The organism is Paenibacillus polymyxa (genome assembly GCF_015710975.1).
Classification (GTDB): domain Bacteria; phylum Bacillota; class Bacilli; order Paenibacillales; family Paenibacillaceae; genus Paenibacillus; species Paenibacillus polymyxa.
In genome coordinates, this window is sequence record NZ_CP049783.1 from 2,518,521 (window position 1) to 2,542,500 (window position 23,980).

Consider the following 23,980-nt stretch of genomic DNA (forward strand, 5'->3'; position numbering starts at 1 on the left):
GTATGACTCAAACAGAATCAGTTGCTGTAGAAGTTAATAATGTCACTAAAATATATAAAATATATGATAATCCCAATGAACGTTTAAAAGAGGCTATTCATCCTTTTAAAAAGAAATATCATTCTGATTTCAAAGCCATAAGTGACCTTTCCTTTTCTATTAAAAAAGGGCAAGCGATTGGCATTATCGGTAAAAATGGTTCGGGCAAATCGACTCTTTTAAAAATGATTACAGGCGTAATTACGCCTACCCATGGAAGCATAAAAGTGAATGGGAAAGTTGCAGCTCTGCTGGAACTCGGTGCTGGGTTTAATCCAGACTTAACTGGAATGGAAAATATTTATTTAAATGGTACGCTTATGGGCTATAGCAAAGCAGAAATGGATGAGAAGGTAGAAGATATTACATCCTTTGCGGATATTGGGGACTTCATTAATCAACCAGTCAAAATGTACTCCAGCGGTATGTTTGCCCGATTAGCCTTTGCAGTAGCCATCAATGTTGATCCAGACATTTTGATTGTGGATGAGGCCTTGTCTGTTGGAGATATTTATTTTCAGGCCAAATGTATCACCAAAATGAAGGAGCTCTCTAAAAAGAGCACAGTTTTATTTGTCTCTCATTCCATGGATACCATTAAGAGTTTTTGTGATACAGCATTGCTTATTGATAAGGGACACATGGTCGAAATTGGTCCAGTGAAGCGCGTAGCACAAATTTATGAAAATATTATTAACCAGGAAATTGCAGATATGAAGCGTGTGCAATCTTTGGATACATTTGTGAATTCCGAAACGGATAAAAAGAGTACGCTGTTGTTGTTAGAAGAGGATCCTGCTTTTGCAAAACGTGCCAATGAGTTTCGTTCTGGAACGGGAGATGCACGTTTTATAAGGGCAGACTTGTTAGTCAATGGAGAAGTGGTAAACCAGGTCCCTTTTGGCGAAATGGTTACTTTGCGTTTGCTGGCACAATATTATAAAGATATTGATTCCGAGGGAACCATTGGCTACATGGTTAGAAACCATACTGGTGTAGATGTGTTTGGCATGAATATCTACAATAAGGCCAAATTAGTCCCGAAAATGCAAGCAGGGGGCATTCTTGAGGTTAACTTTAATTTCCGCAATCTTTTGTCTGAAAGTGGTAAATACACCATTTCTATTGGCTTAAAGCCTAAGCCGTTTGAGCCTCTTTATTTGGATAGCGTAAGTATAGCAGCTGTTTTTGAGGTTCCTAAGCCAGAGAATAATTACGTACCAGGTTTAATATTTGTAGATAATACAATAGATTTGCAAGTTATTACTTAAGGCTGGTGATAAAATGTGTGGGATTTTGTTTTCTAATGTAGCTATAAATAAAGAAGCATTTCTTAATTCATTAAATATAATGAAGCATCGGGGGCCTACGGCCCCGCTTTGTGTATACCAGCATGAAAATTTTATGCTTGGTCACAACAGATTAAGCATTTTAGATCTGGATCAGAGAAGTGATCAGCCTTTTTTTTCTGATGATGGAAGATATGTGATTATATTCAATGGAGAAATCTATAATTATAAAGAATTAGCTTCTACTTATTCAATTCAAATGAGAACAAACTCAGATACTGAACTTTTATTGAAGCTTTACATTCAATATGGTCCCCAAATGTTGAATTGGATTAATGGAATGTTCAGTTTTATTGTTTTAGATGTCCAGCACAAAGCATTTTTTGCAGCACGAGATCGTATGGGAGTAAAGCCGCTTTATTACAACAAGAATGGTGAAGAGTTCATTTTTAGTTCTGAAATTGCTCCATTGCTCCCATTAGTTCACAACGTTTCTTTAGATCAAGCAGCTGTAAGACAATATAAAAAAATGAGATGTTTTTTTAATAACCGTACTGTCTATAATGAAATAAAAGAGTTTCCCCCAGGATATTACTATGAGAATGGTGAATTTATTAAATATTGGGAACTTGATTATTCAGAGAAAGAGCCGCCTTCTGATGAGGAACTTGAGTTTTTAATTCGTTCTGCAGTAGAGTACCGCAAGATCGCAGATGTTGAAATTGGAAGTTACCTTAGCGGAGGCTTGGATAGCACGATTATTACTGCACTCGCTGGAGTAGAGCATACTTGGACTGTTGGCTTTGAAGATTATAATGAGTTCGAGTGGTCTGAAATCGCAGCAACAAGATATAACACTATTCATCACCCGATATTATTTGATCCTGATCGCTTTTTATCATTAGCTCGTGAACTGGTGATTGTAAAAAAAGAGCCTCTGTCTGTGCCCAACGAAGTGTTGCTGTATCATATGACACAACAAGCATCTGCTAAGAACACAGTCATATTAAGTGGAGAAGGCGCTGATGAGCTTTTCTTTGGATATGATCGTATCTTCAGATGGGCTAGTAGCACCACAGACTTTGATATCCGAGCCTTTAGTGATCTCTACACCTATGGATCGGAAGATGATTTAGAGATTGTAGAAGATGCATTGGCACCTTTTATGAAGTTAAAGTCCCCTCAAAAAATCGTAGCGGCATTCTTTCAACAAGCCCATTTGCGAGGGTTACTCAAAAGGCTGGATAGTGCCTCGATGTTAAATTCGGTAGAAGCAAGATCTCCTTTCTTGGATTACAGATTAATTGAAAGGCTTGCAGGGGTAGACGCTCAGTATAAGATGAAGGATGGAGTTGTTAAGGCTCCGCTCAAGAGAATTTTTAAAGACATTATCCCAGCAGAGATTGTAAACAGAAAAAAGGTAGGTTTTCCTGTTCAACTTGAAAGAGTCCTATCTTCTGAAAAAATTGAAGGGAAGACGACATTCGACAAATGGTTTAACTTCAATTTAAATACGTTAGGAGAAATCTTATGATTATCGGCTATACTTCCGGAGTCTTCGATTTATTTCATATTGGACATTTGAATTTGTTGAGAAATGCTAAGTCACTCTGTGACAAACTCATTGTGGGTGTGACCACAGATGAGTTGGTTTCATATAAGTACAAAAAAGCGGTCATTCCTTTTGAGGAAAGAATTGAGATTGTTAGAAATATCAAATTTGTTGATACTGTAATTCCTCAGGACTCCATGGATAAATTTGAGGTTTGGCAAAAATTAAAGTATGACGTAATGTTCGTTGGTGATGATTGGTTTCAAAATGAACGTTGGGACCAGTACGAGTTGCAGTTTAAGGAAGTTGGAGTGAAAATTATATATTTTCCCTATACGAAGAGTACATCATCAACTTTACTGAATGAGACATTACTGAAATTAAGAAAATAAGTGGATTTTTGCCTGAAAGGAAGAGGTTTTACAGTGAATATGAACAGATCTATAGCTTTTGTCATTCACAATCTTGTTTTATATGAAACGATTAAGCCTTTAATTGAGGAATGTGAAAAAAAGCAGATCGTTTGTGATATTTATGTCCCTCACATTGAAGAAGATGATTGGGGAGACATGTCCTTAGATACCTATCATTATTTGAAGAATAACGGTATAAACGTGACTCTAACAAGCGCTGTACCCGACAAAGCATATAAAATAGCCTTCTATCCTTACCTCCCCTATTATTTGGAAGTTAAGTCCGATTATAAGTTCAGATATCAGTATGGAATGGCTAAACCAAACTGGAATTTAGATACATGGAGTCGGAATTTCGATTTCATTTTTTGTAATGGGCTATATGATTCCTCGGTTCTGGCAGCCTACACTCAGACTGAAATCGTAGGCATGATTAAATATGCTAAATTTCAAAGAATGAAGCGCGAAACGGATAAATATAATTTGCTTTATTTGCCTACGTATGGGAATGAATCGTCTATTGAGCTTGTAATGAACCATATTGAAGAAATTTCAGATACCTTTAATATGAAGGTAAAATTGCACCATGGCACTTCTTTTTTGGAGCATGATCGGGTTAGTCTAGTTAAGTCTCATGTTCCTGAAGTGCTTGATCACAAGGCTTCTCTTGTTCATTTAATAGAAGAAGCGGATGTAATATTGTCTGACGGCTCTGGGGCTATATTTGATGCGCTGTTTACGGATACTCCAATTGTAATATTCCAGCATCCCCAAACAGAATCGTTCGAGGGGATTCTACCTTTGGAAGAACAAATAGTTCAGCAAAACTTTGTTCCTTTTGTGAGCGATAACGACAATATTAAGCAAACTTTACTTAATGCAATCTTAGATGAACAACTAATACAACAAAGAAGGAAATTTACTTTAGAGATGTTTCCGGTCAAAGGAAGAGAGACGATAGATAAGTGTATGGATGTAATTAATAGATTTTTACAAGATGACGTAGACCAGGCTTATAGAGCAGGGCATACACGTCTAAAAAATGAATTTAATGAATTACAAACTCATAATCAAAATCAAAGCCAAGAAATAGAACAGCAAAAACAACGCATAGCTGAGCATACGGATCAGATTAACACATTGATTCAAACGCGTGATCATCAGGAAAATGTAATAAACAGCATGTCAGCAGATATTAGATCTCTGTCTGAAAAGAAAGATGAATTAGAACAACAGTACGCTCAACTCACACAGGATTATAATGATGAAAAAAACAACTTGGATATTTTAAACCATCAATATAGACAGCTATTTGGTCAATATAATGAACTGAACACCCAGTTCAGTGAGTTGCAAGAATATAATGGAAGACTGTCCACGGAGCTTCATAATATTTATAACTCTAAAAGGTGGAAAATGGCGAATAAACTTAAACATATTTTACACAAGTCCAAAATGATATATGTTCTTAAGGGATATAGAGTATGGAAAAACTATGGCACCACGATCTTACTAAAAAAGATTAAATCTAAAGTGTCGCATAAGCTTAAACGGACTAACGCAGGGGATCATCCTGTTGATCTGCGCAAAGATGAAGGAAACTACAATCAGTTATTAACTTGGTACGAGTATAAATTTTATAATTATAAAGTAGCCAAAGACAATTCATTTTCCCTGGAACTTGATAAGTTCGAGACTGCATTTGAGAAAGATCTTATATCGATCGTTCTTCCTGTATATAACGGTGAGGATTATGTATCGAAAGCTATTGATAGTATTCTGCAGCAATCTTATAAGTATTTTGAACTCATTATTATTAACGATGGTTCAAAAGATAAAACGGCAGAAATTATTGATGCGTATGCCAAAGCAGATCATCGTATTAGGGTAGTCCATCAGGAAAATCGTAAAATACCAAGAACATTATCCAGAGGTTTTAAACTAGCTAAGGGTGAGTACCATACTTGGACCAGTGCAGATAACATTCTTCCTGAACATTTCTTGGAGAAGATGGTCGCTGATCTTAAACGTGATGAAAATATTGGTATGGTATATGCGAACATGAGGTTAATTGACTCGGACGGCCAAGTAATTTCCAACCATGGCTGGTATGAAGAACCACAGTTCAGTGGCAATGTTATGCTACCTAAGTCCGCATTGGAGCTAAATGTATATCCTAACAATACGATTGGTGCGGCCTTTATGTATAGGGCCAAGGTGACTCACTTATTAGGTGACTACTCTAGTTATAAGCATACCCTTGAAGATTATGATTATTGGATGAGAGTGAACTCCTTATTTGAGCTCAAACATGTGACGTTCGATGAGCCTATATATGATTATCGCTGGCATGATAAATCATTGACCGCTTCAGATCAAGAACTCGGCATCACATCTAACAGATATAAACTCATGGTACTTGATGATTTTAGAAGGGATTTTTATCTGACCCCATTAGTTTGGATCATTGAGGGAGACGCAGCTGAAGTTAGTGATTTTAAGAAATATGTTCTGGCTAAGGGCCATACCGTGGTTGGAAGAGATGAACTAAATACGATTATTGGCCTTAATTTGGCAACGCCTATTTGCTATTTATATATTAAAACAGGCGAAGTCCATAATTTTGAATTTATGGATTCTAATGCTTCATCGTCTATGTATGCACTGCTTATAGATAAATCAGAGCATACCACAGATACATTTATAGCTGACTATCCTTGGGATCTGAAAATAAAGGATAAAATGAATGGTGAGACGGATAGCAACTATGACTTTTTTGCACAGGAGACCGAAGTTCTGTTCTCTCTTATAAATACCAAGGTTAAAAACGATCACTTATATCGCATTGAGGCGGTAATTGAAAGTGAACCCGTCTATAAAAAGGATCTATCTGTTATTATTTGCACTTACCAGCGGAGTGAGAAACTTTCCAATGCAATTAAATCAGTGATAGAACAGTCGTTGGATAAAGCGAGCTATGAAATCATTGTTGTCAATAATGATTATCAGAATGATGAGATTCATCATCTGGTTCGTGAGTTCAGAGCAACCTATAATATTGATGATTCCTTCATGCGATATATGGAGGCACCGTTAAAAGGCCTTTCCTTTGCACGTAATGTTGGTTTATTTGGAGCAGAGGGTGAAGTCATACTCTATATTGATGATGATGCTATCGCGAACTCCAACTTGCTTGAAGAGACCGTCAGAGGCTTCTCAGATCGTCCGGATATCGGAGTTATGGGTGGGAATATTATACTCAATTTACACGAGGAACGGCCTGAGGTGGTTAAACCAGGTACTGAAGCCTACTGGAGTCAGCTTATTGTGGAAGGCGAAGAAATTATTGATTCTAATTTTCAGTGGGAGTTTCCTTATGGAGCCAACTTTGCGGTTAGACATGCTGCACTAATGCGAATTGGGGGCTTTAGAAGCGCTTATGGGCGTAAAGGAAACAATTACGCTGGAGGAGAAGAAATTGTTGTATCTTTTGCTATGAGAGAAATCGGGTATAAGGTTGGTCTTAATCCGAAGATGAAAGTCATTCATGATGTGGACACCTCCCGATATACGGTTGAGCATGTTAGAAAGACAATGCGAAATAGCATTTTAACCAATTACCAATTGCAAAAGGATCTGTATGCGCCAATGGAATCGGATATTGAAGCAGATAAGAATCACCTTGAAATTGTTAAAGCTGAATTAGACCATTTGCAGAAGATGCCGGCTAAAAATCAGGATGTTGAAATTGATATCTTGTATAAACAGTACACAATCGAAGCATATGAAGAGCTGATACAAATGAAGGAAAATGATATAAATACGCGAAGACAGCTGGCAGGAGCGTATAGATAATTAATAAAACTTTAAAGGCGCCTCTTTTATAAAAATAAGGGGCGCCTTTATTAGTATGGAGCTGTTAAATTGAAAATTTTATATTTCTCTCCAATCTATTGGGATGATTTAAAACAACGTCCGCAACATTTGGCTGAAGAATTTGCTAAGCTCCCGGGGTTCACATTACCTTTGTAGAACCATCCATTAGCATACTTAATAGTATTGCAAGGCAGAACTCAGATTATAAACAAAGAAAACAAACCATTAATGATAGTCTTCAAATATTCAGGCCGTCAGGCAGTCTGAGATTACCTAGAAGCTTTGAAGGCTTAGACATATTTCATATGAATCAATGGTTTGAAAAGAAACAATTAAAGGATTTTGTTTCCAGTTCAGATATCATTTGGTTGGGGAGCCCGGTTTTTTATCCTCTTATTAAACAAAATAAGAAGAAGATTATATTTGATCGTATGGACGACTATGTATTTCTAACTAACAATGCATTGATGAAGAAGTTACTCAAAAAGTGGGAACTTGAATTACTTGCCAAGGCGGATCTTGTTATATCTACGAGCAATGATTTGCATAAGCATTCTCTATCATTGAATAAACAATCTTATTTAGTGAAAAATGCTGTGGATACAGCTATACTAAACATAAATGTAAATAGCTTGGTTGCCAGTGACTTGAGACGATTAAAGCATGAGGGCTACCATATTTTTGGCTATGTAGGAGCGCTTGACCACTGGTTTGACGTGGAAGCGGTTAAGGCAATTACAGAATTTGATGAGAAGTTTGTTGTATGTTTGGTTGGGAGAAATAACCTGAACTATAATTTTGAGCAGCATAGTGGGATTAGATACTATAACCCAGTTCCCAAATCAGAAATTGGTGCGATTATTGATGTTTTTGATGTTTGTTTATATCCCTTTTCAAGGAATTCAGATAGAATTGATACGATTAATCCAGTCAAAGTTTATGAGTATCTTAGTCTGAATAAAGTGACTCTAGCTGTGCAGAGTGAAGAAACTAAATTATTAGATCAGAAAGGGGTCTATCTATATCGTAGTTTAGAAGAAATAAGGGAGTATCTGGCGAGTGTAGACACCCTGCAACGGCCTTTTAATAATCAGGAGCAACTGGAAAACTTCATAGTCCACAACAATTGGGAAGCTCGTGCAAAAACCATTATGGAGCTACTATAAAAGAGCTTTAATAGGAGGAAGTTAGATATGAAAGGGATTATATTAGCTGGAGGGACTGGCTCTAGATTATACCCGCTTACTAAAGTTACAAACAAACATTTGCTGCCGATTGGTAAATATCCAATGATTTATTACTCTATTGACAAGCTAAAAAAGGCGAATATAAACGATATTTTGATCGTTACTGGAAAGGAACATATGGGAGATGTAGTTAATCTCTTAGGAAGTGGAGTCGACCTTGGAGTTACACTGACTTACAAAGTACAAGATGAAGCCGGTGGAATTGCACAGGCTTTGCTTTTAGCTGAGCACTTTGTTGGTAATGACAAGATGGTTGTAATTTTGGGGGACAATGTATTTAAAGATGATATAACCTCATTCGTTGAAAAATTCAAGCTTCAAGAATCGGGAGCGAAATTGCTACTTCATAAAGTTCCTGATGCTAATCGCTATGGAGTACCAGAATTACAAGGCGATAACATTGTAAATATTGAAGAAAAGCCTAAGAACCCTAAGAGTGATTATGCAGTTACGGGCATTTATATGTTTAACCATTCAGTGTTTGATATTATCAAGACTTTGACCCCTTCAGCAAGAGGAGAATATGAAATCACAGATGTGAATAACGCTTATATTCAACGAAACCAACTTACATTTGATATTTTAGAAAATTGGTGGACTGATGCGGGAACACATGCTTCATTGATGCTTGCTAACAAATTAGTGAGTGAAATGGATTATGAACTATTTTCCTAGGATGATCGCAGGACTAAAGAATCCGCAGATAACAATGACATAAAGAAAGTGAGACTTTATAAATGCAAATTGTGCATGCTCCAGCTAGAATAAAGTGGGTAGATGTTTTAAAGGGACTGGCAATTATTTTTTTAGTCTTCTCACATTTGGTGCCTCATGGTTTTAAAGGGAATGAGTTGATGGATAAAAGCTTTATAATAGGGTATTTTTATTCCTTCCATATGCCTCTTTTCTTTTTTGCTTCTGGGTTTACCTCTAATTTTCAGAAGTATAAATTTAGTAGTTTTTTGTGGTCTAAAATCAAAACAATCCTTTTACCATATACGACTCTTTATATATGTTCCTTATTGTATTTTGGTTGGATGCATTGGATGGGGATTGTCGGAACACTTGATCCAATGGTTGTTATTGAAACTTTTTTATATGCAGATGGGAATCACTTGGGTATTCTTAATATGTCTCTATGGTTCCTACCTTGTCTTTTCTTGGCCCAAATTATTTCGTACTTAGTTTTGAAGATTTCCTCAAAGAAAAGTTATATGTATGTATTTTGGATATTGCTCACCATTCTAGGGGCATTTTTAAGTAAGCTTGATACACATGCACTTCCCTGGTCATTGGGAACTTCAATTAATGCAGCTTCCTTAATTATTTGTGGTTATTTATTTAAAATGAATGAACAATTTTTTATTGAAAAAATCAAATTAAATAAACCATACATTGCTTATGCTGGTGGCTTCCTGGGTCTTGTGTTATTTTTAATAAATGACAAGCCAGGCATGTCAGGAAATTACTATGGGCATAATTATATATTATTTTACCTATCAGTACTGAGCAGTCTAGTATTCTATATTTACTTATCTAAAAAAATTGAGTCATCTAACTTGTTGTCCTATTTTGGTAAAAATTCTCTAATTATATTTGGTCTGCATGGATTAATACTTAGCTTCTGGGAGAATGTGAATTTTTACGAGATGTTTTCTGTTAAAACAAATATGTATTTAGATGGAATTTCATTTGTTGTTATCTCTACCTTGCTTGTCTTCTTAAGTTGTGTCCTTTTCATTGAAATTTTTAATAGATTCTTACCATTCCTGATTGGCAAAAAATTTAGTTTTGGCAATTCTAAAATAACTACAATTCCCAATAAAAATGTTTAATGATTAACAAAAAAAAGCCCCCGATTTTTATTCGAGGGCTTTTTTTATGCGTCGGACATCTGGATTGAATTAGAAAAGATCGGGATTATCAGGGTATATTTTTCTGAATTGTGAACGTATAAGCTCAACTTTTTCTTTTGTGATGGATGACGTCTTTTTCAAGACGATGGCTTCTACGTTATTATCAAGAGTATAGCTTTTTAAAGGTTTAAAATTATTTTTAAGAGATCCGTTCATGACCTCTTCTGCGAGTATACCTACAACCTTTTGACCACTTTCACCTAAATGGTATTGTGTAGGTAATGCGATCACAACATAATCAGACTCAAAAAACGACACTGGAAAGCCATCTCTTAAATCCACATGGTGAGTCAGATTCATAAACGGAAGAGCATTGCTATTGTCAGGCATTTCGATCTGTCTAAGTATGTCATCATTAAGAATTCCAGAGCTCGATAGGACATATACTTTATGCTGCTCTGATGAAATTTCCTTAAGATCAGCCGTCATTTGCTTCAAAACAGGTATATCTGTTCTTACTCTAGGTGTTTGTTTAAAGTCACTGAATAAAGAAGAGAAGTAGGTAACAGGCCGTGCATTTGTATTCGTAAAGGTTACTAAGAAATTACAAAGCACTAAATAAGCCAGAATAACTAAGCCAACACTTTTTGCATATTTTATCTTGGACAAATAGTTTAGAATGAGAATAACGCCACTAATAAATAGAATTAACACATTCACTGTAAGCAGATAATAATGCTGAGAAGCTAAGCTTTGGATTCTTGTAAAAAGAAAGTACGTAATGAATAAGTTCGTAACTAAAAAGATTGATATATACCTTGTTTTACTAATGAATAACAAGCCTATGCAACCAACAAGAGCTATGATGAAAATGAAGGCTCCGTAATGATAAAATAAATTCTGCAAGTTACTTAAGACGTCACCAAAATAATAAGCTGAGTAGGCGTTCTTAAAGTTATTGGTCAGAGCTCTTTGAATAAATTCATTGAAGAATATGACAAGAAACAATGCGCTTGAAGCTCCTATAATGAAAAAATTTAAGATAACCTGTAAGAGCTGCTTAAAGCGAAACTCTTTTTCTAGAATCCATTTGAATATAAAGGCGATACCGATCGACCCAAAAAAAGATACGATCCAGAATCCATACCATCGTCTTGTGAATGTTAGTAATACCAGGCAAGCAGCTAAAAGTAAAATCGCTTTTACATTTAAGCGTTCAAAATCATTATTAAATAAGATAACTAGGGACAAGCCGATAAAAATAAGTCCTATAGAATCCAGGTATCCACCCAACATAGGAGCTATCATAATTGGGAAAGTAAATGTAAGTACAAAGATGATAAGAACGTTCAATTTTGTGTTTAGCTGGATTTGATCAGCAATCTTGATACATAATAAGAATAGTATCAAACAAGAAGGATACAAGAAGCAGGTATAGATTGCTAACACATAGCTCATGTAGCTTGTACCTAAGAACTTTAAGGGTAAGGCGAGAAAGACTGTTGGGAACACGGAATAATCGTCTCTTAAAATACTTGCATAGATTTGTTTAGATGCTGCTATAAAATCTGTACTTAAGAGGTTATTAAATTGTATGGAAGTATTCCAATAGGCCGAAAAGTCCCAATAATAAATGAAATGTTCCCTTTGGAGGAAAGCGTAAATGAATATAATCCCAACGAGATAGCCGCCAAAAGCTAGGTATTGCACCATTATTTCTTTCTTTGCATATGTTAAGATACCACTGATGTGTAAAATGTATGTAGCACCTATGACAAACGACTGAGCAATATTTAGACTGAATAATATGGAAATATAGTAAGAATCAATTTTAAACAATATGAGAATCGGGATAAGTAGCCACATCAAAATCAAATAGGACCAAACAAAATTTTTATTAACTCTCGATAAATTCAAAAGCATATTCCCTCCCAAAATAGTGTGCTTATTAATTTTATAGTAATCATAAATGAAAGTATATACAGAAGATGTTGGAGGTTTCGTGAATGATAATAAAGGAAGTACTTGCAGGTGCAAAAATTATTGAACCCGTGGTCCATGGTGATCACCGTGGTTTTTTTATGGAAAGCTACAATGAACAAATCATGAAGCAGCATGGAATCAACTATGCTTTTATTCAGGATAATCAGTCCTTATCTGCAGAAGCTGGCGTGATCCGAGGGCTGCATTACCAGCTTCATCCTAAAGCCCAGACCAAACTTATCCGAGTGCTTTCTGGAGCCATCTATGATGTTATTGTGGATATTCGTAAAAGTTCCCCAACATTCGGTCAATGGGTCGGGGTGATCTTAAGCGAGCATAATAGACGTCAGTTACTGGTGCCTAAAGGATTTGCTCATGGGTTCTGTACGCTTGTTCCAAATACTCAAGTGCTGTACAAGGTAGACGAGTATTATTCACCCGAAAATGATCGGGGAATTCTGTGGAATGACCCTGCGCTGGGGATTGATTGGCCAACTTCTCATGCTATTCTTTCAGAGAAGGATCAGAAGCATCCGACATTTAGGGATGCAGACATTAACTTTGATTAGAGTGATAATAGGCGGCTGTTTTGTCGTTCTGTTTTAAAATAACATGTTAATTGTATTAAAGCACGTTTGAGGAGGTATTTATGAAACTTCTTGTCACCGGCGGTGCCGGATTTATTGGCAGTAACTTTTTATTGTATATGTTAAAGCAGCATCCAGATTATGAAATCGTGAATGTGGACGCACTCACCTATGCAGGCAACTTAGAAAATTTGAAATCCATTGAAGATCATCCCAAACATTCCTTTGTGAAAGCAGATATTACTGATGCACAAGTGATGGATCAGCTGATGCAGCAGGGAATTGATGTGGTGGTGAATTTTGCGGCAGAGTCGCATGTGGATCGGAGTATTTTGGAGCCGGAAGTGTTTGTGAAAACAAACGTATTGGGTACACAGGTGTTACTGGATGCCGCCAAGAAATATAATGTGACCAAATTTGTGCAGGTATCGACAGATGAAGTATACGGTTCACTGGGTGAAACCGGATTGTTCACAGAGGCCACTCCGTTGCAGCCTAATAGTCCCTATTCTGCTTCCAAGGCAGGCGGTGATCTGTTAGTTCGTGCATATCATGAAACCTTCGGTTTGCCAGTGAATATCACACGTTGTTCTAATAATTACGGTCCATATCAATTCCCAGAAAAACTGATTCCGTTAATGATCTCACGTGCATTGAGCGACCAACAGTTACCTGTGTACGGGGATGGCTTGAACATTCGCGATTGGTTGTATGTAGAGGATCACTGCAGCGCTATTGACCTGGTCATTCATCAGGGCAAGCTGGGTGAAGTATACAATATCGGGGGAAATAACGAGCGAACGAATGTGCATATCGTCAAAACGGTATTGGAGGAGCTGGGCAAGCCAGAATCTCTAATTTCGTATGTGCAGGATCGTCCGGGTCATGATCGCCGTTATGGAATCGATCCGACCAAAACTATGAACGAGCTGGGCTGGAAGCCCAAACACTCTTTTGAGACCGGCATTAAAGAAACGATTCGCTGGTACTTGGACAACGAGGAATGGTGGACCCGCATTCAATCCGGTGAATATCAGCAATATTATGCCAAGCAGTATGGTTCCCGCTTAGGGGATGTGTAAAATGAAAATATTGGTTACTGGAGCATCCGGTCAACTCGGCAAGGATGTGGTAAAGGTCTTCCAAGAGCAAGGACATGATGTTGTTGGCTATGATCGGGAACAGCTGGATATTACGGATTTGGACCAGGCGATGAAAATAGTGGGACAATATCAGCCTGAAGCTGTAATCCACTGTGCAGCGTATACAGCGGTTGATGCGGCGGAGACTGATATGGATAGAGCTTATCAAGTAAATGCTGCTGGAACACGTAATATGGTACTGGCTGCAGAAGAAGCAGGGGCTAAACTGGTTTATATTAGTACAGATTATGTATTTGATGGAACCGCTGAGCAGCCCTATCACGAATATGATAATACGAATCCACAGAGTATCTATGGGAAGTCCAAACGGGCGGGAGAGGTGCTAACCAAGACACTTTGCTCTAGGTACTTTATTGTTCGTACGTCATGGGTGTATGGGCTGTACGGGAACAATTTCGTTAAAACTATGTTGAAGCTTGGACAAGAGAAGCCGCAGCTTCAGGTGGTAAATGATCAGAAGGGTTCACCTACCTATACGGTGGATTTGGCACATTTTTTGGCGGAATTGATTCAAACGGAGAAGTATGGCGTATATCATGCATCCAATAGCGGTTCTTGCACCTGGTACGAGTTCACACAAGCTATTTTGCAGGATGCCGCAGAGCTATATGCTGTGAAAATCACTGCAAAATTAGAGCCATGCAGCACAGAGCAGTTTCCCAGACCCGCAGCGCGGCCACGTAATTCCGTGATGGAGCATATTGCTATCCGGACCAACGGGTTCCACGATTTACAGGATTGGCGCAAGGGATTGCGTGACTTTTTGCAGGAGTATTTTGATAAATCTGAATAATTAAAACTGTATCATAGCTATCAAAAATCTCCCATCATTTCAGGATTGGGAGATTTTATTATATTTGAGACTATGTTGATTAAGGCTGATGAGCATTATAATGTATAGGCAGGTGGAATGTACATGTCCCCGTAGCCCATATTTTCAAAGAAGGAGGGCATTACTCTGAACAGACCTAATGTACAAGTTTTATTGTCTACATATAATGGAGCAGCTTACTTAGATGAGCAGGTAGAAAGTCTCATCAATCAAAAAGACGTAGAAGTGCAGATTCTAATCCGTGATGATGGCTCAACAGATGATACGGTAGCCAAGTTGATTACATTGGAGCAACGTTATCCCAAACAGATTAGGTTATGCCCAGAGAGTAATGTAGGTGTTATTGCGAGTTTTTTTGATCTGATTCAAAGATCGTCCGAGACATTCGACTATTACGCCTTTTGCGATCAGGATGATGTATGGATGCCGAACAAGCTTGCTCGGGCTGTAGCTCAGCTCAGGGAAAAGGATGAGAGCCGGCCGCTGATGTATTGTTCTGCTACCCAGATGGTCTCTCAAAACTTGGAGCCACTCAAGGTATGGCCAGCTGATATTCCCAGACCTTTATCCTTATATAATGCTCTCATCGAGAATGTGTGTGTAGGTTGTACCATGGTGTTCAATAAACAAACACTCCAGCTCGTGAAAAAGAAAATTCCAGCTACCTTAAACAATGTTATTATGCATGACTGGTGGATTTACTTATGTACCGCTTCTTTTGGTGAGGTTGTTTTTGATCCCGAGCCGTCGATTTGGTATCGGCAGCATCAAAACAATGTGCTGGGAGGTTCAACGGATGGCTGGGTTAGCAAGTGGAGAAAGAGACTAAGTAGATTTGTGAAAGGAAAAAATCGCTATATTTTAAGTAAACAAGCCCGGCAATTTGTTCAACTATATGGACAAGACATGCCTTCTCAATTGTACAGAGATGTGGATCAATTCCTGGACAGCTACCAAAAGGGTGTGTTTTCTCGTATGAAATATATAGGGCAGTCTCCGTTTTATAGGCAGTCCCGGTTGGACAACTGGATTTATAAGTTAGTTTTTATACTGGGGAAATTATAGGGGCTGGGAAGAAAAATATTGAAACTTTTTTCCATGTAAGAGCGTCAAATAATCAAAGGTGCAAATGAATGCTAGATAAAAACCCATCGAATGCGTGTTCCTTTTTGGAAATATATAGTATAATTGAAGCGTGCAACCGATAGAGCTGGCAAGGGCGGTCGGCTAACTCTCCCGAGGAGGGGGGTGAAGCCTGTGACAGTGTTTGAGGCGCTCAGTTTAATGCTGACGTTCGGGGCGTTAATCGTCACACTGTTAGAGTTTAACAAACGAAAATAGACCGCCCCCGCAAGGAAGGGTCTATTTTCGGCCTGATTGTTCCAAAACCGTCCGCTCTTGGAGCGTTGGTTGCGCGGGGCTGGCTGGCACCAGCCCTTTTTCCATGTATATCTTACCACGATGAAATTTAGACCTCAACCGAGGATTTTACAAAAATCTAATAATCGACTTCCAATGAACAATATATAGTTCCAAATGGTTTCGTTTGTCTATATTTGCACTTTGGAGCAGTTGGAATCGAATTTTGCGAAATTCTACTAACTATGCAAGGTTACAAGTTATGTGCTTTTTTGCGCCCCGTGGTCTGCACGGTATGCTATAATAGGCGATAGTAGAATAGATTACTGAATTTGTCAGGAGCGTTTTAAATATGGATGTAAGCATACTGGTCGTCAACTATAATACATGTCGATTGACGCTGGATTGTTTGCAGTCGGTGTATGCGTCAAAGACGCAGTATCGATATGAAGTGATTGTTATCGATAATCACTCCAGTGACGGGTCTGTTGAGGCTATTCGTGCTGCATACCCTGAAATTATGTTGATAGCCAATCAGGATAATACAGGGTTTGCCAAGGCGAATAACCAGGGCATGGAAGTAGCTAGCGGGCGTTATGTATTGCTGTTGAACTCCGATACGTTGGTGCAGCCGGATACGCTGGATACAATGATTCGATTTATGGATACGCATCCGGAGATGGGGGCATCGGGCTGTAAGGTCATCCTGCCGGATGGCTCGCTAGATAAGGCTTGTAAGCGAGGGTTTCCAACGCCGTCTGCGTCTTTTTACTATGCTTTCGGCTGGTCGAAGCGTTACCCGGATAACCCGAAGTACAACCAATATCAGCTTGGGCATCTAAGCCCGGATGATGAGTATCCTGTGGATGTACTGGTTGGGGCTTTTATGCTGGTGCGTCGGGAGACGATTGATCAGGTCGGCGGATTGGACGAAACCTTTTTTATGTATGGTGAGGATATAGACTGGTGTTACCGGATTAAACAAGCTGGTTGGGGCATTTACTACTACCCACACACATATATTATTCATATCAAAGGAGGCAGCGCTCGCCGTCGCCCTTTGAAAATTATTTATGAGTTTCATAGAGCTATGTGGGTATTCCATCGAAAGCATTATAAGCAGCAGTACAGCTGGTTCACCAACATGGCTGTATATGCGGGAATTACGGTGAAGTTTGGAATGGCTTTTCTAAAAAATAAGTTATCTGCACCGGTTAAGCCGGACGGCGGAGAACAATCTCGTACTGAGGTGAAAGCATGATACGCAGAAATCAGCGTTTTTTAACCCAATTATATATTGTGGCGGATTTCGCGGTCATTCAGTTATCCTTTCTGATCGCTTGGTTTTTCAAATTTGAAAGTGAATGGATCACTTATAAAGAGCCACTTCCTATTCAAGTATATGGAGGGTGGAGCTTAATATACGGTCTGATTGCCGTAGTGCTGGGAATGTTATTCTCGCTCTATTCACCAAAACGCAAAAAGAGGTTTGCAGATGACGTGTTTCGCGTCACACAGATTCATATTGTTGGCCTGTTTGTGCTGTTGAGTGTGATGTTCTTCGTGAAGCAAATCGACATTTCGCGGTCTTATCTGGCGATCTATATGATTGGTAATGTACTGATTATTTTGTTTTATCGATATTTTTTGAAGCAAGTTCTTAAAGTCCTCCGTCAAAAAGGATACAATAAGCAATTCATGCTCATACTTGGAGCGGGTTCTTTGGGCCAACGATTTTATCATAATCTTGGACAGTATCCTGATTTAGGCTATGAAGTAGTGGGATTTCTGGATGATAAACGGCATTGGAGTGAAGAGGAAGAGGCCCATTTTCGCCCGATTCTTGGAGGATTAGATCAGTTGGAGGCAACGCTGTCGCGCCTGATGATTGATGAGGTCATTCTGGCGCTGCCGCTGGATGCTCATGATAAGTATCCCAAGATTATCAACATGTGTGAAAAGGCTGGAGTGCGCACGCTTATTATTCCCGATTTCTTTGATTATTTGCCGGCACGACCTTACTTTGACAACTTTGCAGGTATGCCGATGATTAATGTACGGGATATTCCACTGGATGTAGCAGGGAATCGATTGTTTAAGCGTCTGTTCGATATTTTATTTTCTTTATTTGCGATTATTCTGACCTCTCCGATTATGCTGGCCGTGGCGATTGGTGTGAAGGTCACGTCGAGAGGCCCCATTATTTTTAAGCAGGAGCGGGTAGGCTTGAACCGTCGCACCTTCCGAATGTACAAATTTCGCTCCATGAAGGTACTGCCGCCTGGAACTGAAGATACGGGCTGGACGACTGCTAATGACCCAAGACGCACACGTTTTGGTACGTTTATTCGTAAAACAAGCCTCGACGAGCTGCCACAGTTTTTCAACGTACTGTTGGGTGATATGAGCGTCGTTGGCCCACGTCCGGAACGGCCCTATTATGTGGATCAGTTCCGTGAGGAAATTCCAAAATACATGGTGAAGCATCATGTTCGTCCTGGAATTACAGGCTGGGCACAGAGTAACGGTTTGCGCGGAGATACATCTATTGAGGAACGGATTAAGCATGACATCTTCTATATTGAGAACTGGTCGCTCTTATTCGATATTAAAATTATTTTTCGCACGATTCGCAATGGTTTCAAAAACGCATATTAATCCAGAGTCACCCTTCGGCTTAGTCGGAGGGTGTTTTTGCGTCTATATAGCTGATTTTTTAGTTCAACTGATATAGGGCTGTTTTGAGTAGGTGTATGTAGGGTATTGACCTGTACGAAAAGGATGTGACACCCTATGAAACGAGTGATTGCTGCAGTTATTCTTTTAATGATAATCGGTACATTTTTACTGGCTTATAAAGGACAATCTACAGAAGAACATACTGGCTTTACCACACACCGTGTGATTTCGCATGCCATGGGAGCCGTTGATGGTTTGGCCTATACCAATGCGCGTGAAGCGTTTGTAGAAAATTACAAAAAAGGTAGCCGTGTATTCGAGGTCGACCTGATGTTTACTTCGGATGGACATTTGGTGGCCCGCCATGAATGGACAGAATCCTTTACCAAACAAATGCAACAGGAATACGCAGTTGCTACAGAGCAGGGCCGAAAGCCTTGGAGCTATCATCAGTTTAAAAACACCCCCATACACGGTTCTTATACTCCACTTGATTGGAAGGATGTATTGGATTTATTGGAAAACTACCCGGATGCCTATATTGTGACCGATACGAAAGAGCAGGACCCTGCCCAAATCAAACAGTTATTTGCACAACTGACCCATCAGGCCCAGGAGAAAAATCCCGAACTTCTGTCTCGTATTGTCCCTCAAATTTATAATGAAGAAATGTTGCAAACGTTGCGGAGTATCTATCCTTATACATCCATCATTTATACGCTATATGCTACAGAAGACACGGATGACCAGATCATTCAATTTGTCCAACAGCATGATATAACAGCAGTAACTTTACCAGAAAATCGCGTGAGTGGTGCCTTAGTGGAAAGTTTGCGTCAGGCAGGGGCAGTGTGCTACGTAAATACGATTAACGAGTTGAAGGACGCCACTGAGTACGAACAGATGGGTGTAAGAGGTTTTTATACTGACGTTTTAACGGAAAAAGAACTTCGTAGACGCAGTTGGTTGTATGCGCTGAGACCATGAGCTGTCTGAACTCGGTGTTCCCATTTGATACGAACATTGACACCTTTTAAGCACTGTCATAGACTTAGCATAGAACGCTTTTGGATATTGGAATTCGGCTCGTCTGGATGATGACAAAAGCAATGGATGCTGGAGGAATGTGTGTTGGCAGATTCAATTCAATCATGGAGGCATGTATTTAAGCTTGATCCTGACAAGGAACTGAATGATGAGGCGCTTGATGCCGTGTGTATGTCTGGTACAGACGCTATTATGGTGGGAGGTTCATCAGGCGTAACCTATGAAAATACGGTGGATTTGCTGTCGCGGGTTCGGCGTTATGAGGTGCCGTGTGTGCTTGAGGTATCCGATCTGGAAGCTGTGGTGCCGGGGTTTGATCTATATATGATTCCCATGGTGCTGAATACCGCTGACAGTAATTGGATTATGGGGCAGCACCAACGTGCGATTGAGCAATTTGGTTATATGATCCCTTGGGATTTGCTTGTGACGGAAGGATATATTGTTTTGAACGGTGATTCCACCGTCGCTAAGCTTACTGGTGCGGAAACTTCGCTGAGTGCTTCTGCTGCCGCTTCATATGCACAGATTGCTGACAAGCTTATGCATCTACCGATTGTATATGTGGAATATAGCGGTGTCTTTGGAGATATGGAACTGGTACAACAAATACATCGCGGTACGGAGCGATCTCGTGTTTTATACGGAGGAGGGATCGTGGATAAAACTACCGCGTTACAAGCAGCAGCTGTTTGTGACACCATTGTAGTAGGAAACATTATTTATCGTGATTTGGCGAAAGCGTTGGAGACGATAGCTGTGAAATTGGAAGTATAGAGCGTGAATATATGAAAGCTTAGGGAAAGGAGCATGCACGCATGCAATCAATAGATATACACGAGGCGGTAGCTCGCCTTAATCAGCCTCAGCGTCAGGCCGTGGAGGCGGTAGATGGTCCTCTGCTAATTATGGCTGGCGCAGGCAGTGGTAAGACACGGGTGCTCACGCACCGAATAGCTTACCTCATTGCGACCCGCAAGACGGCTCCATGGGGGATTTTGGCGATTACCTTTACGAACAAGGCCGCGCGTGAAATGCAGGATCGCGTATCCAAGCTGATTGGCCCACAGGGGAGAGATGTATGGGTATCCACCTTTCACTCCATGTGTGTGCGTATTTTACGCCGGGATATCGAGCGGATCGGATTTACCTCCAATTTCAGCATCTTGGATTCTACGGATCAATTGTCTGTCATCCGAAGCTGTATGAAGGACCTGAATATAGATACCAAAAAGTTTGAACCCAAAGCGGTTCAGTCTATGATGAGTACGGCTAAGAATGAACTGGTCACTCCCGAAATGTATGAGCGCAAGATTGGCGATTATTTTGAAGGAATTGTGGCGAAGGTATATACCAAGTACCAACAACGGCTCAGAAACAACAACTCTCTTGATTTTGATGATTTGATTATGGCAACGATTCAGCTCTTTAAAGAAGTGCCCGAGGTACTTGATTTCTACCAGAAGAAATTTCAATACATTCATGTTGATGAATATCAGGATACGAACCGTGCGCAGTATATGCTGTGCAAAATGCTGGCTGACAAGCATCATCGGCTATGTGTTGTAGGTGACAGCGACCAATCCATCTATCGGTGGCGGGGTGCGGATATTAGCAACATTTTGAACTTTGAAGAGGATTACCCGGAAGCACGCACGATTTTGCTGGAGCAGAATTATCGTTCAACTTCAAATATCCTTAATGCAGCTAACGAAGTCATTGGCCAAAACACAGGCCGCAAGCCAAAAAAACTATGGACCGACAAAGAAGGCGGCGCCAAGATTAAGGTTTATCGTGCTGACTCCGAACATGACGAAGGCTATTTTATCGCCTCAGAAATTCATAAGAATATTAAGGCGGGCAAAACCTATAGCCATCATGCCATTTTGTACCGTACGAATGCCCAGTCTCGGGTGGTCGAGGAAATTTTGATCAAATCGGATATCCCTTACCAAATCGTGGGCGGAATCAAGTTCTATGATCGTAAAGAGATTAAGGATTTGCTGGCGTATCTTCGCCTACTGTCCAATCCTGACGACGATATCAGCCTGATCCGAATCATTAATGTACCCAAACGAAGCATCGGCGACACAACGGTTGGCAAATTACAGGCAGCCGCGGCGGAACGTGGGGTTTCGATTTTCCGTGTGCTTCAAGTGGTTGATGATTTGGGCTTTGCTGGACGCACGCGCAATGCGCTTGTAGAGTTTTACGATATGATTGAAGGTTTAAGTCGGATGGTGGATTACCTGTCAGTTACTGAGTTGACCGAAAAAATGCTGGAAACCACCCAATATCGATTGGAACTACAAAACGAGAATACACTCGAGTCACGCTCGCGTTTGGAGAATATTGATGAGTTTCTGTCGGTAACTATGGAATTTGAAAAAGGGACGGAAGACAAGTCGCTTGTCTCCTTCCTGACCGATCTTGCTCTCATTGCCGATATTGATTCCATGAATGACGATGAAGAGGAGCAGAGTGATGCGGTTGTATTAATGACCATGCATAGCGCCAAAGGACTGGAGTTTCCTATCGTATTTATCGTTGGTATGGAGGAAGGGGTATTCCCTCACAGCAGGGCCTTTTTGGATAATGAAGAGCTGGAGGAAGAGCGTAGATTGGCGTATGTCGGGATTACCCGTGCTGAGGAGCAGTTGTTCCTCACATGCGCTCAGATGCGCACTCTGTTTGGACGTACCACAGCTAACCCGCCTTCCCGCTTTCTCGAAGAGATTCCGGATGAGTTAAAAGAGGATACGGTCATCAAGCGTGATCGTTACCGTCGTTCAGGCAATGTAGGCGGATCTTATGGTGGTCGCGGACTGGGCAAAAGCAGTGGCAGCAACTTTGGTGGAGAGCGCTCGTTTGATACGATGAGCCGTAGTGGCTCGTCTGCTTCCGCGTCGCCCCGCGTAACAGTGACCACTTCCTCACCTGCAAAACCAACTCCGTCTGTTGCGACAGGGGGGGCATCCATTTTTGCTGCCGGAGACAAGGTACAGCATGGCAAGTGGGGAATTGGAACCATTGTAGCTGTAAAAGGAACGGGCAATGATATGGAGCTTCAGATTGCTTTCCCGGCTCCAGTAGGGGTTAAACGACTGTTAGCTGGCTTTGCACCGATTACAAAAGTAGAATAATCTTAAATATTATTAAATCTCGAACCTCATAGGGCAGCTTGGCTAAGGCCTCTGCCCTAATGAAGTTCCCGGAGGGATACGCCTGCATGAACCTAATGCACAGGATGGAGCAGCTTGTTGTTGAACTGAACACATATAACTATCACTACTATACATTGGATGATCCCCAGATCAGCGACAAAGAATATGATGTGCTTTATGACGAACTGGTAGCGCTTGAACAGACAAGCGGTCTTGTACTGCCGGATTCGCCAACACAGCGTGTGGGCGGGGAGATCCTCAAGGGCTTCACACCGCATCGCCATCTCGCTCCATTATGGAGCCTTGATAAAGCTCAGAATATGGAGCAGCTGCGTGCATGGAATGCGCGTGTCGTGAAGCTAGTCAATGATTATAATACCAAGAACCCAGAGCAACCTTTGCCATCCCCTGGCTATGCGATAGAACTAAAATTTGATGGACTGACGCTGAACCTGACATACACGGATGGACAACTGGTGCAGGCTTCCACACGTGGTAATGGTGTGGTAGGTGAGGGGATACTGGCACAGGTCAAGACGATTAAATCCGTTCCACTTACAATTCCTTTTCGAAATGGAACAATTGAAGTGCAGGGAGAAGGAATCATGAATCTTTCTGTACTGTCCAAATATAATGAGACTGCCGCGGACCCACTTAAAAATGCACGCAACGCCGCAGCTGGTGCTTTGCGCAACTTGAATCCCAAAGTGACAGCAGAACGCCGACTGAATGCATTTTTCTACAACGTGGGATATGCAGACGGTATCCAGTTTAACAGCCACCAGGAGATGATGGCCTTCCTGCGTGAAAATCATTTCAAGGTGAACCCATACCTGACTTACTTTGATAATTTTGATGATGTAATGGAGCAACTGATTGAGATTGAAGAATCCC

19 protein-coding genes (1 of these 19 running past the window's edge) are annotated in these 23,980 nt (G+C 40.2%); 18 read left to right on the top strand and 1 reads right to left on the bottom strand.

Annotated features, from left to right (window positions below):
- Positions 1-2: 2 nt before the first annotated feature.
- The 7 genes from G7035_RS11240 (at position 3) to G7035_RS11270 (ending at position 10,251) form a co-directional block, all read left to right on the top strand.
- Complete coding sequence (locus G7035_RS11240; RefSeq protein WP_019688740.1) at positions 3-1,310, top strand: ABC transporter ATP-binding protein; 1,308 nt, start codon at positions 3-5, stop codon at positions 1,308-1,310.
- Between the two features lie 13 nt (positions 1,311-1,323).
- The gene (gene asnB, locus G7035_RS11245) at positions 1,324-2,862 is read left to right on the top strand and encodes an asparagine synthase (glutamine-hydrolyzing) (RefSeq protein ID WP_019688739.1); all 1,539 of its coding nucleotides are present in this window, start codon (positions 1,324-1,326) and stop codon (positions 2,860-2,862) included.
- Positions 2,859-3,272 carry an FAD synthase family protein gene (locus tag G7035_RS11250; protein WP_016822980.1) on the top strand — a complete coding sequence of 138 codons (414 nt, stop codon included), beginning with the start codon at positions 2,859-2,861 and terminating at the stop codon, positions 3,270-3,272. Before asnB ends, G7035_RS11250 begins: the two co-directional genes overlap by 4 nt.
- A gap of 39 nt (positions 3,273-3,311) precedes the next feature.
- A complete protein-coding gene (locus G7035_RS11255; protein WP_230877459.1) occupies positions 3,312-7,148 on the top strand; it encodes a glycosyltransferase in 3,837 nt (1,278 codons plus the stop codon).
- 326 nt (positions 7,149-7,474) lie between these two features.
- On the top strand, positions 7,475-8,335 hold the full coding sequence (locus tag G7035_RS11260) for a glycosyltransferase family protein (protein ID WP_230877429.1): 861 nt from the start codon (positions 7,475-7,477) through the stop codon (positions 8,333-8,335).
- A gap of 27 nt (positions 8,336-8,362) precedes the next feature.
- Positions 8,363-9,091 carry a sugar phosphate nucleotidyltransferase gene (locus tag G7035_RS11265; RefSeq protein WP_019688736.1) on the top strand — a complete coding sequence of 243 codons (729 nt, stop codon included), beginning with the start codon at positions 8,363-8,365 and terminating at the stop codon, positions 9,089-9,091.
- A 62-nt stretch (positions 9,092-9,153) separates the two neighbouring features.
- Positions 9,154-10,251 (top strand): acyltransferase family protein, encoded by a 1,098-nt coding sequence (locus G7035_RS11270; protein ID WP_019688735.1) that lies wholly within the window; start codon positions 9,154-9,156, stop codon positions 10,249-10,251.
- A gap of 69 nt (positions 10,252-10,320) precedes the next feature.
- On the opposite strand, the gene G7035_RS11275 is transcribed toward G7035_RS11270, so the two are convergent.
- Positions 10,321-12,195 (bottom strand): hypothetical protein, encoded by a 1,875-nt coding sequence (locus G7035_RS11275; RefSeq protein ID WP_016822985.1) that lies wholly within the window; start codon positions 12,193-12,195, stop codon positions 10,321-10,323.
- Positions 12,196-12,278: 83 nt separating this feature from the next.
- Here G7035_RS11275 and rfbC point away from each other — a divergent pair, with 83 nt between their 5' ends.
- The 11 genes from rfbC to ligA form a co-directional block, all read left to right on the top strand.
- Positions 12,279-12,824: a dTDP-4-dehydrorhamnose 3,5-epimerase gene (gene rfbC / locus G7035_RS11280; RefSeq protein WP_016822986.1), complete on the top strand. Its 546-nt coding sequence runs from the start codon at positions 12,279-12,281 to the stop codon at positions 12,822-12,824.
- An 80-nt stretch (positions 12,825-12,904) separates the two neighbouring features.
- A complete protein-coding gene (gene rfbB, locus G7035_RS11285) occupies positions 12,905-13,924 on the top strand; it encodes a dTDP-glucose 4,6-dehydratase (RefSeq protein WP_019688734.1) in 1,020 nt (339 codons plus the stop codon).
- 1 nt (position 13,925) lies between these two features.
- A complete protein-coding gene (rfbD, locus tag G7035_RS11290) occupies positions 13,926-14,798 on the top strand; it encodes a dTDP-4-dehydrorhamnose reductase (RefSeq protein WP_019688733.1) in 873 nt (290 codons plus the stop codon).
- A gap of 192 nt (positions 14,799-14,990) precedes the next feature.
- Positions 14,991-15,902 carry a glycosyltransferase family 2 protein gene (locus G7035_RS11295; RefSeq protein WP_019688732.1) on the top strand — a complete coding sequence of 304 codons (912 nt, stop codon included), beginning with the start codon at positions 14,991-14,993 and terminating at the stop codon, positions 15,900-15,902.
- 219 nt (positions 15,903-16,121) lie between these two features.
- Positions 16,122-16,178 carry a hypothetical protein gene (locus tag G7035_RS27900; protein ID WP_413782955.1) on the top strand — a complete coding sequence of 19 codons (57 nt, stop codon included), beginning with the start codon at positions 16,122-16,124 and terminating at the stop codon, positions 16,176-16,178.
- 370 nt (positions 16,179-16,548) lie between these two features.
- The gene (locus G7035_RS11300; RefSeq protein ID WP_019688731.1) at positions 16,549-17,457 is read left to right on the top strand and encodes a glycosyltransferase family 2 protein; all 909 of its coding nucleotides are present in this window, start codon (positions 16,549-16,551) and stop codon (positions 17,455-17,457) included.
- Positions 17,454-18,854 (top strand): undecaprenyl-phosphate glucose phosphotransferase, encoded by a 1,401-nt coding sequence (locus G7035_RS11305; RefSeq protein ID WP_016822991.1) that lies wholly within the window; start codon positions 17,454-17,456, stop codon positions 18,852-18,854. The genes G7035_RS11300 and G7035_RS11305 overlap by 4 nt, the downstream gene beginning before the upstream one ends.
- 135 nt (positions 18,855-18,989) lie before the next feature.
- On the top strand, positions 18,990-19,862 hold the full coding sequence (locus G7035_RS11310) for a phosphatidylinositol-specific phospholipase C/glycerophosphodiester phosphodiesterase family protein (RefSeq protein ID WP_019688730.1): 873 nt from the start codon (positions 18,990-18,992) through the stop codon (positions 19,860-19,862).
- A 144-nt stretch (positions 19,863-20,006) separates the two neighbouring features.
- Positions 20,007-20,699: a heptaprenylglyceryl phosphate synthase gene (gene pcrB / locus G7035_RS11315; protein ID WP_029515238.1), complete on the top strand. Its 693-nt coding sequence runs from the start codon at positions 20,007-20,009 to the stop codon at positions 20,697-20,699.
- Positions 20,700-20,740: 41 nt separating this feature from the next.
- Complete coding sequence (gene pcrA, locus G7035_RS11320) at positions 20,741-23,065, top strand: DNA helicase PcrA (RefSeq protein WP_019688728.1); 2,325 nt, start codon at positions 20,741-20,743, stop codon at positions 23,063-23,065.
- Positions 23,066-23,151: 86 nt separating this feature from the next.
- On the top strand, positions 23,152-23,980 hold the 5' end (the start) of the coding sequence (gene ligA / locus G7035_RS11325; RefSeq protein WP_019688727.1) for an NAD-dependent DNA ligase LigA. It continues 1,187 nt past the right edge of the window; the window shows 829 of its 2,016 coding nt (coding positions 1-829); its start codon is at positions 23,152-23,154; its stop codon lies beyond the right edge, outside the window.

What these genes read in the sequence shown, in the direction of transcription:
- G7035_RS11240 (WP_019688740.1), top strand. Translation starts at nt 3, where the DNA reads ATGACTCAAACAGAATCAGTTGCTGTAGAAGTTAATAATGTCACTAAA.
- G7035_RS11265 (WP_019688736.1), top strand. Translation starts at nt 8,363, where the DNA reads ATGAAAGGGATTATATTAGCTGGAGGGACTGGCTCTAGATTATACCCG.
- pcrA (WP_019688728.1), top strand. Translation starts at nt 20,741, where the DNA reads ATGCAATCAATAGATATACACGAGGCGGTAGCTCGCCTTAATCAGCCT.
- rfbB (WP_019688734.1), top strand. Translation starts at nt 12,905, where the DNA reads ATGAAACTTCTTGTCACCGGCGGTGCCGGATTTATTGGCAGTAACTTT.
- asnB (WP_019688739.1), top strand. Translation starts at nt 1,324, where the DNA reads ATGTGTGGGATTTTGTTTTCTAATGTAGCTATAAATAAAGAAGCATTT.
- G7035_RS11260 (WP_230877429.1), top strand. Translation starts at nt 7,475, where the DNA reads ATGAATCAATGGTTTGAAAAGAAACAATTAAAGGATTTTGTTTCCAGT.
- G7035_RS11310 (WP_019688730.1), top strand. Translation starts at nt 18,990, where the DNA reads ATGAAACGAGTGATTGCTGCAGTTATTCTTTTAATGATAATCGGTACA.
- G7035_RS11305 (WP_016822991.1), top strand. Translation starts at nt 17,454, where the DNA reads ATGATACGCAGAAATCAGCGTTTTTTAACCCAATTATATATTGTGGCG.
- G7035_RS11255 (WP_230877459.1), top strand. Translation starts at nt 3,312, where the DNA reads ATGAACAGATCTATAGCTTTTGTCATTCACAATCTTGTTTTATATGAA.
- G7035_RS11300 (WP_019688731.1), top strand. Translation starts at nt 16,549, where the DNA reads ATGGATGTAAGCATACTGGTCGTCAACTATAATACATGTCGATTGACG.
- G7035_RS11250 (WP_016822980.1), top strand. Translation starts at nt 2,859, where the DNA reads ATGATTATCGGCTATACTTCCGGAGTCTTCGATTTATTTCATATTGGA.
- rfbC (WP_016822986.1), top strand. Translation starts at nt 12,279, where the DNA reads ATGATAATAAAGGAAGTACTTGCAGGTGCAAAAATTATTGAACCCGTG.
- G7035_RS11275 (WP_016822985.1), bottom strand. Translation starts at nt 12,195, where the DNA reads ATGCTTTTGAATTTATCGAGAGTTAATAAAAATTTTGTTTGGTCCTAT.
- rfbD (WP_019688733.1), top strand. Translation starts at nt 13,926, where the DNA reads ATGAAAATATTGGTTACTGGAGCATCCGGTCAACTCGGCAAGGATGTG.
- G7035_RS11270 (WP_019688735.1), top strand. Translation starts at nt 9,154, where the DNA reads ATGCAAATTGTGCATGCTCCAGCTAGAATAAAGTGGGTAGATGTTTTA.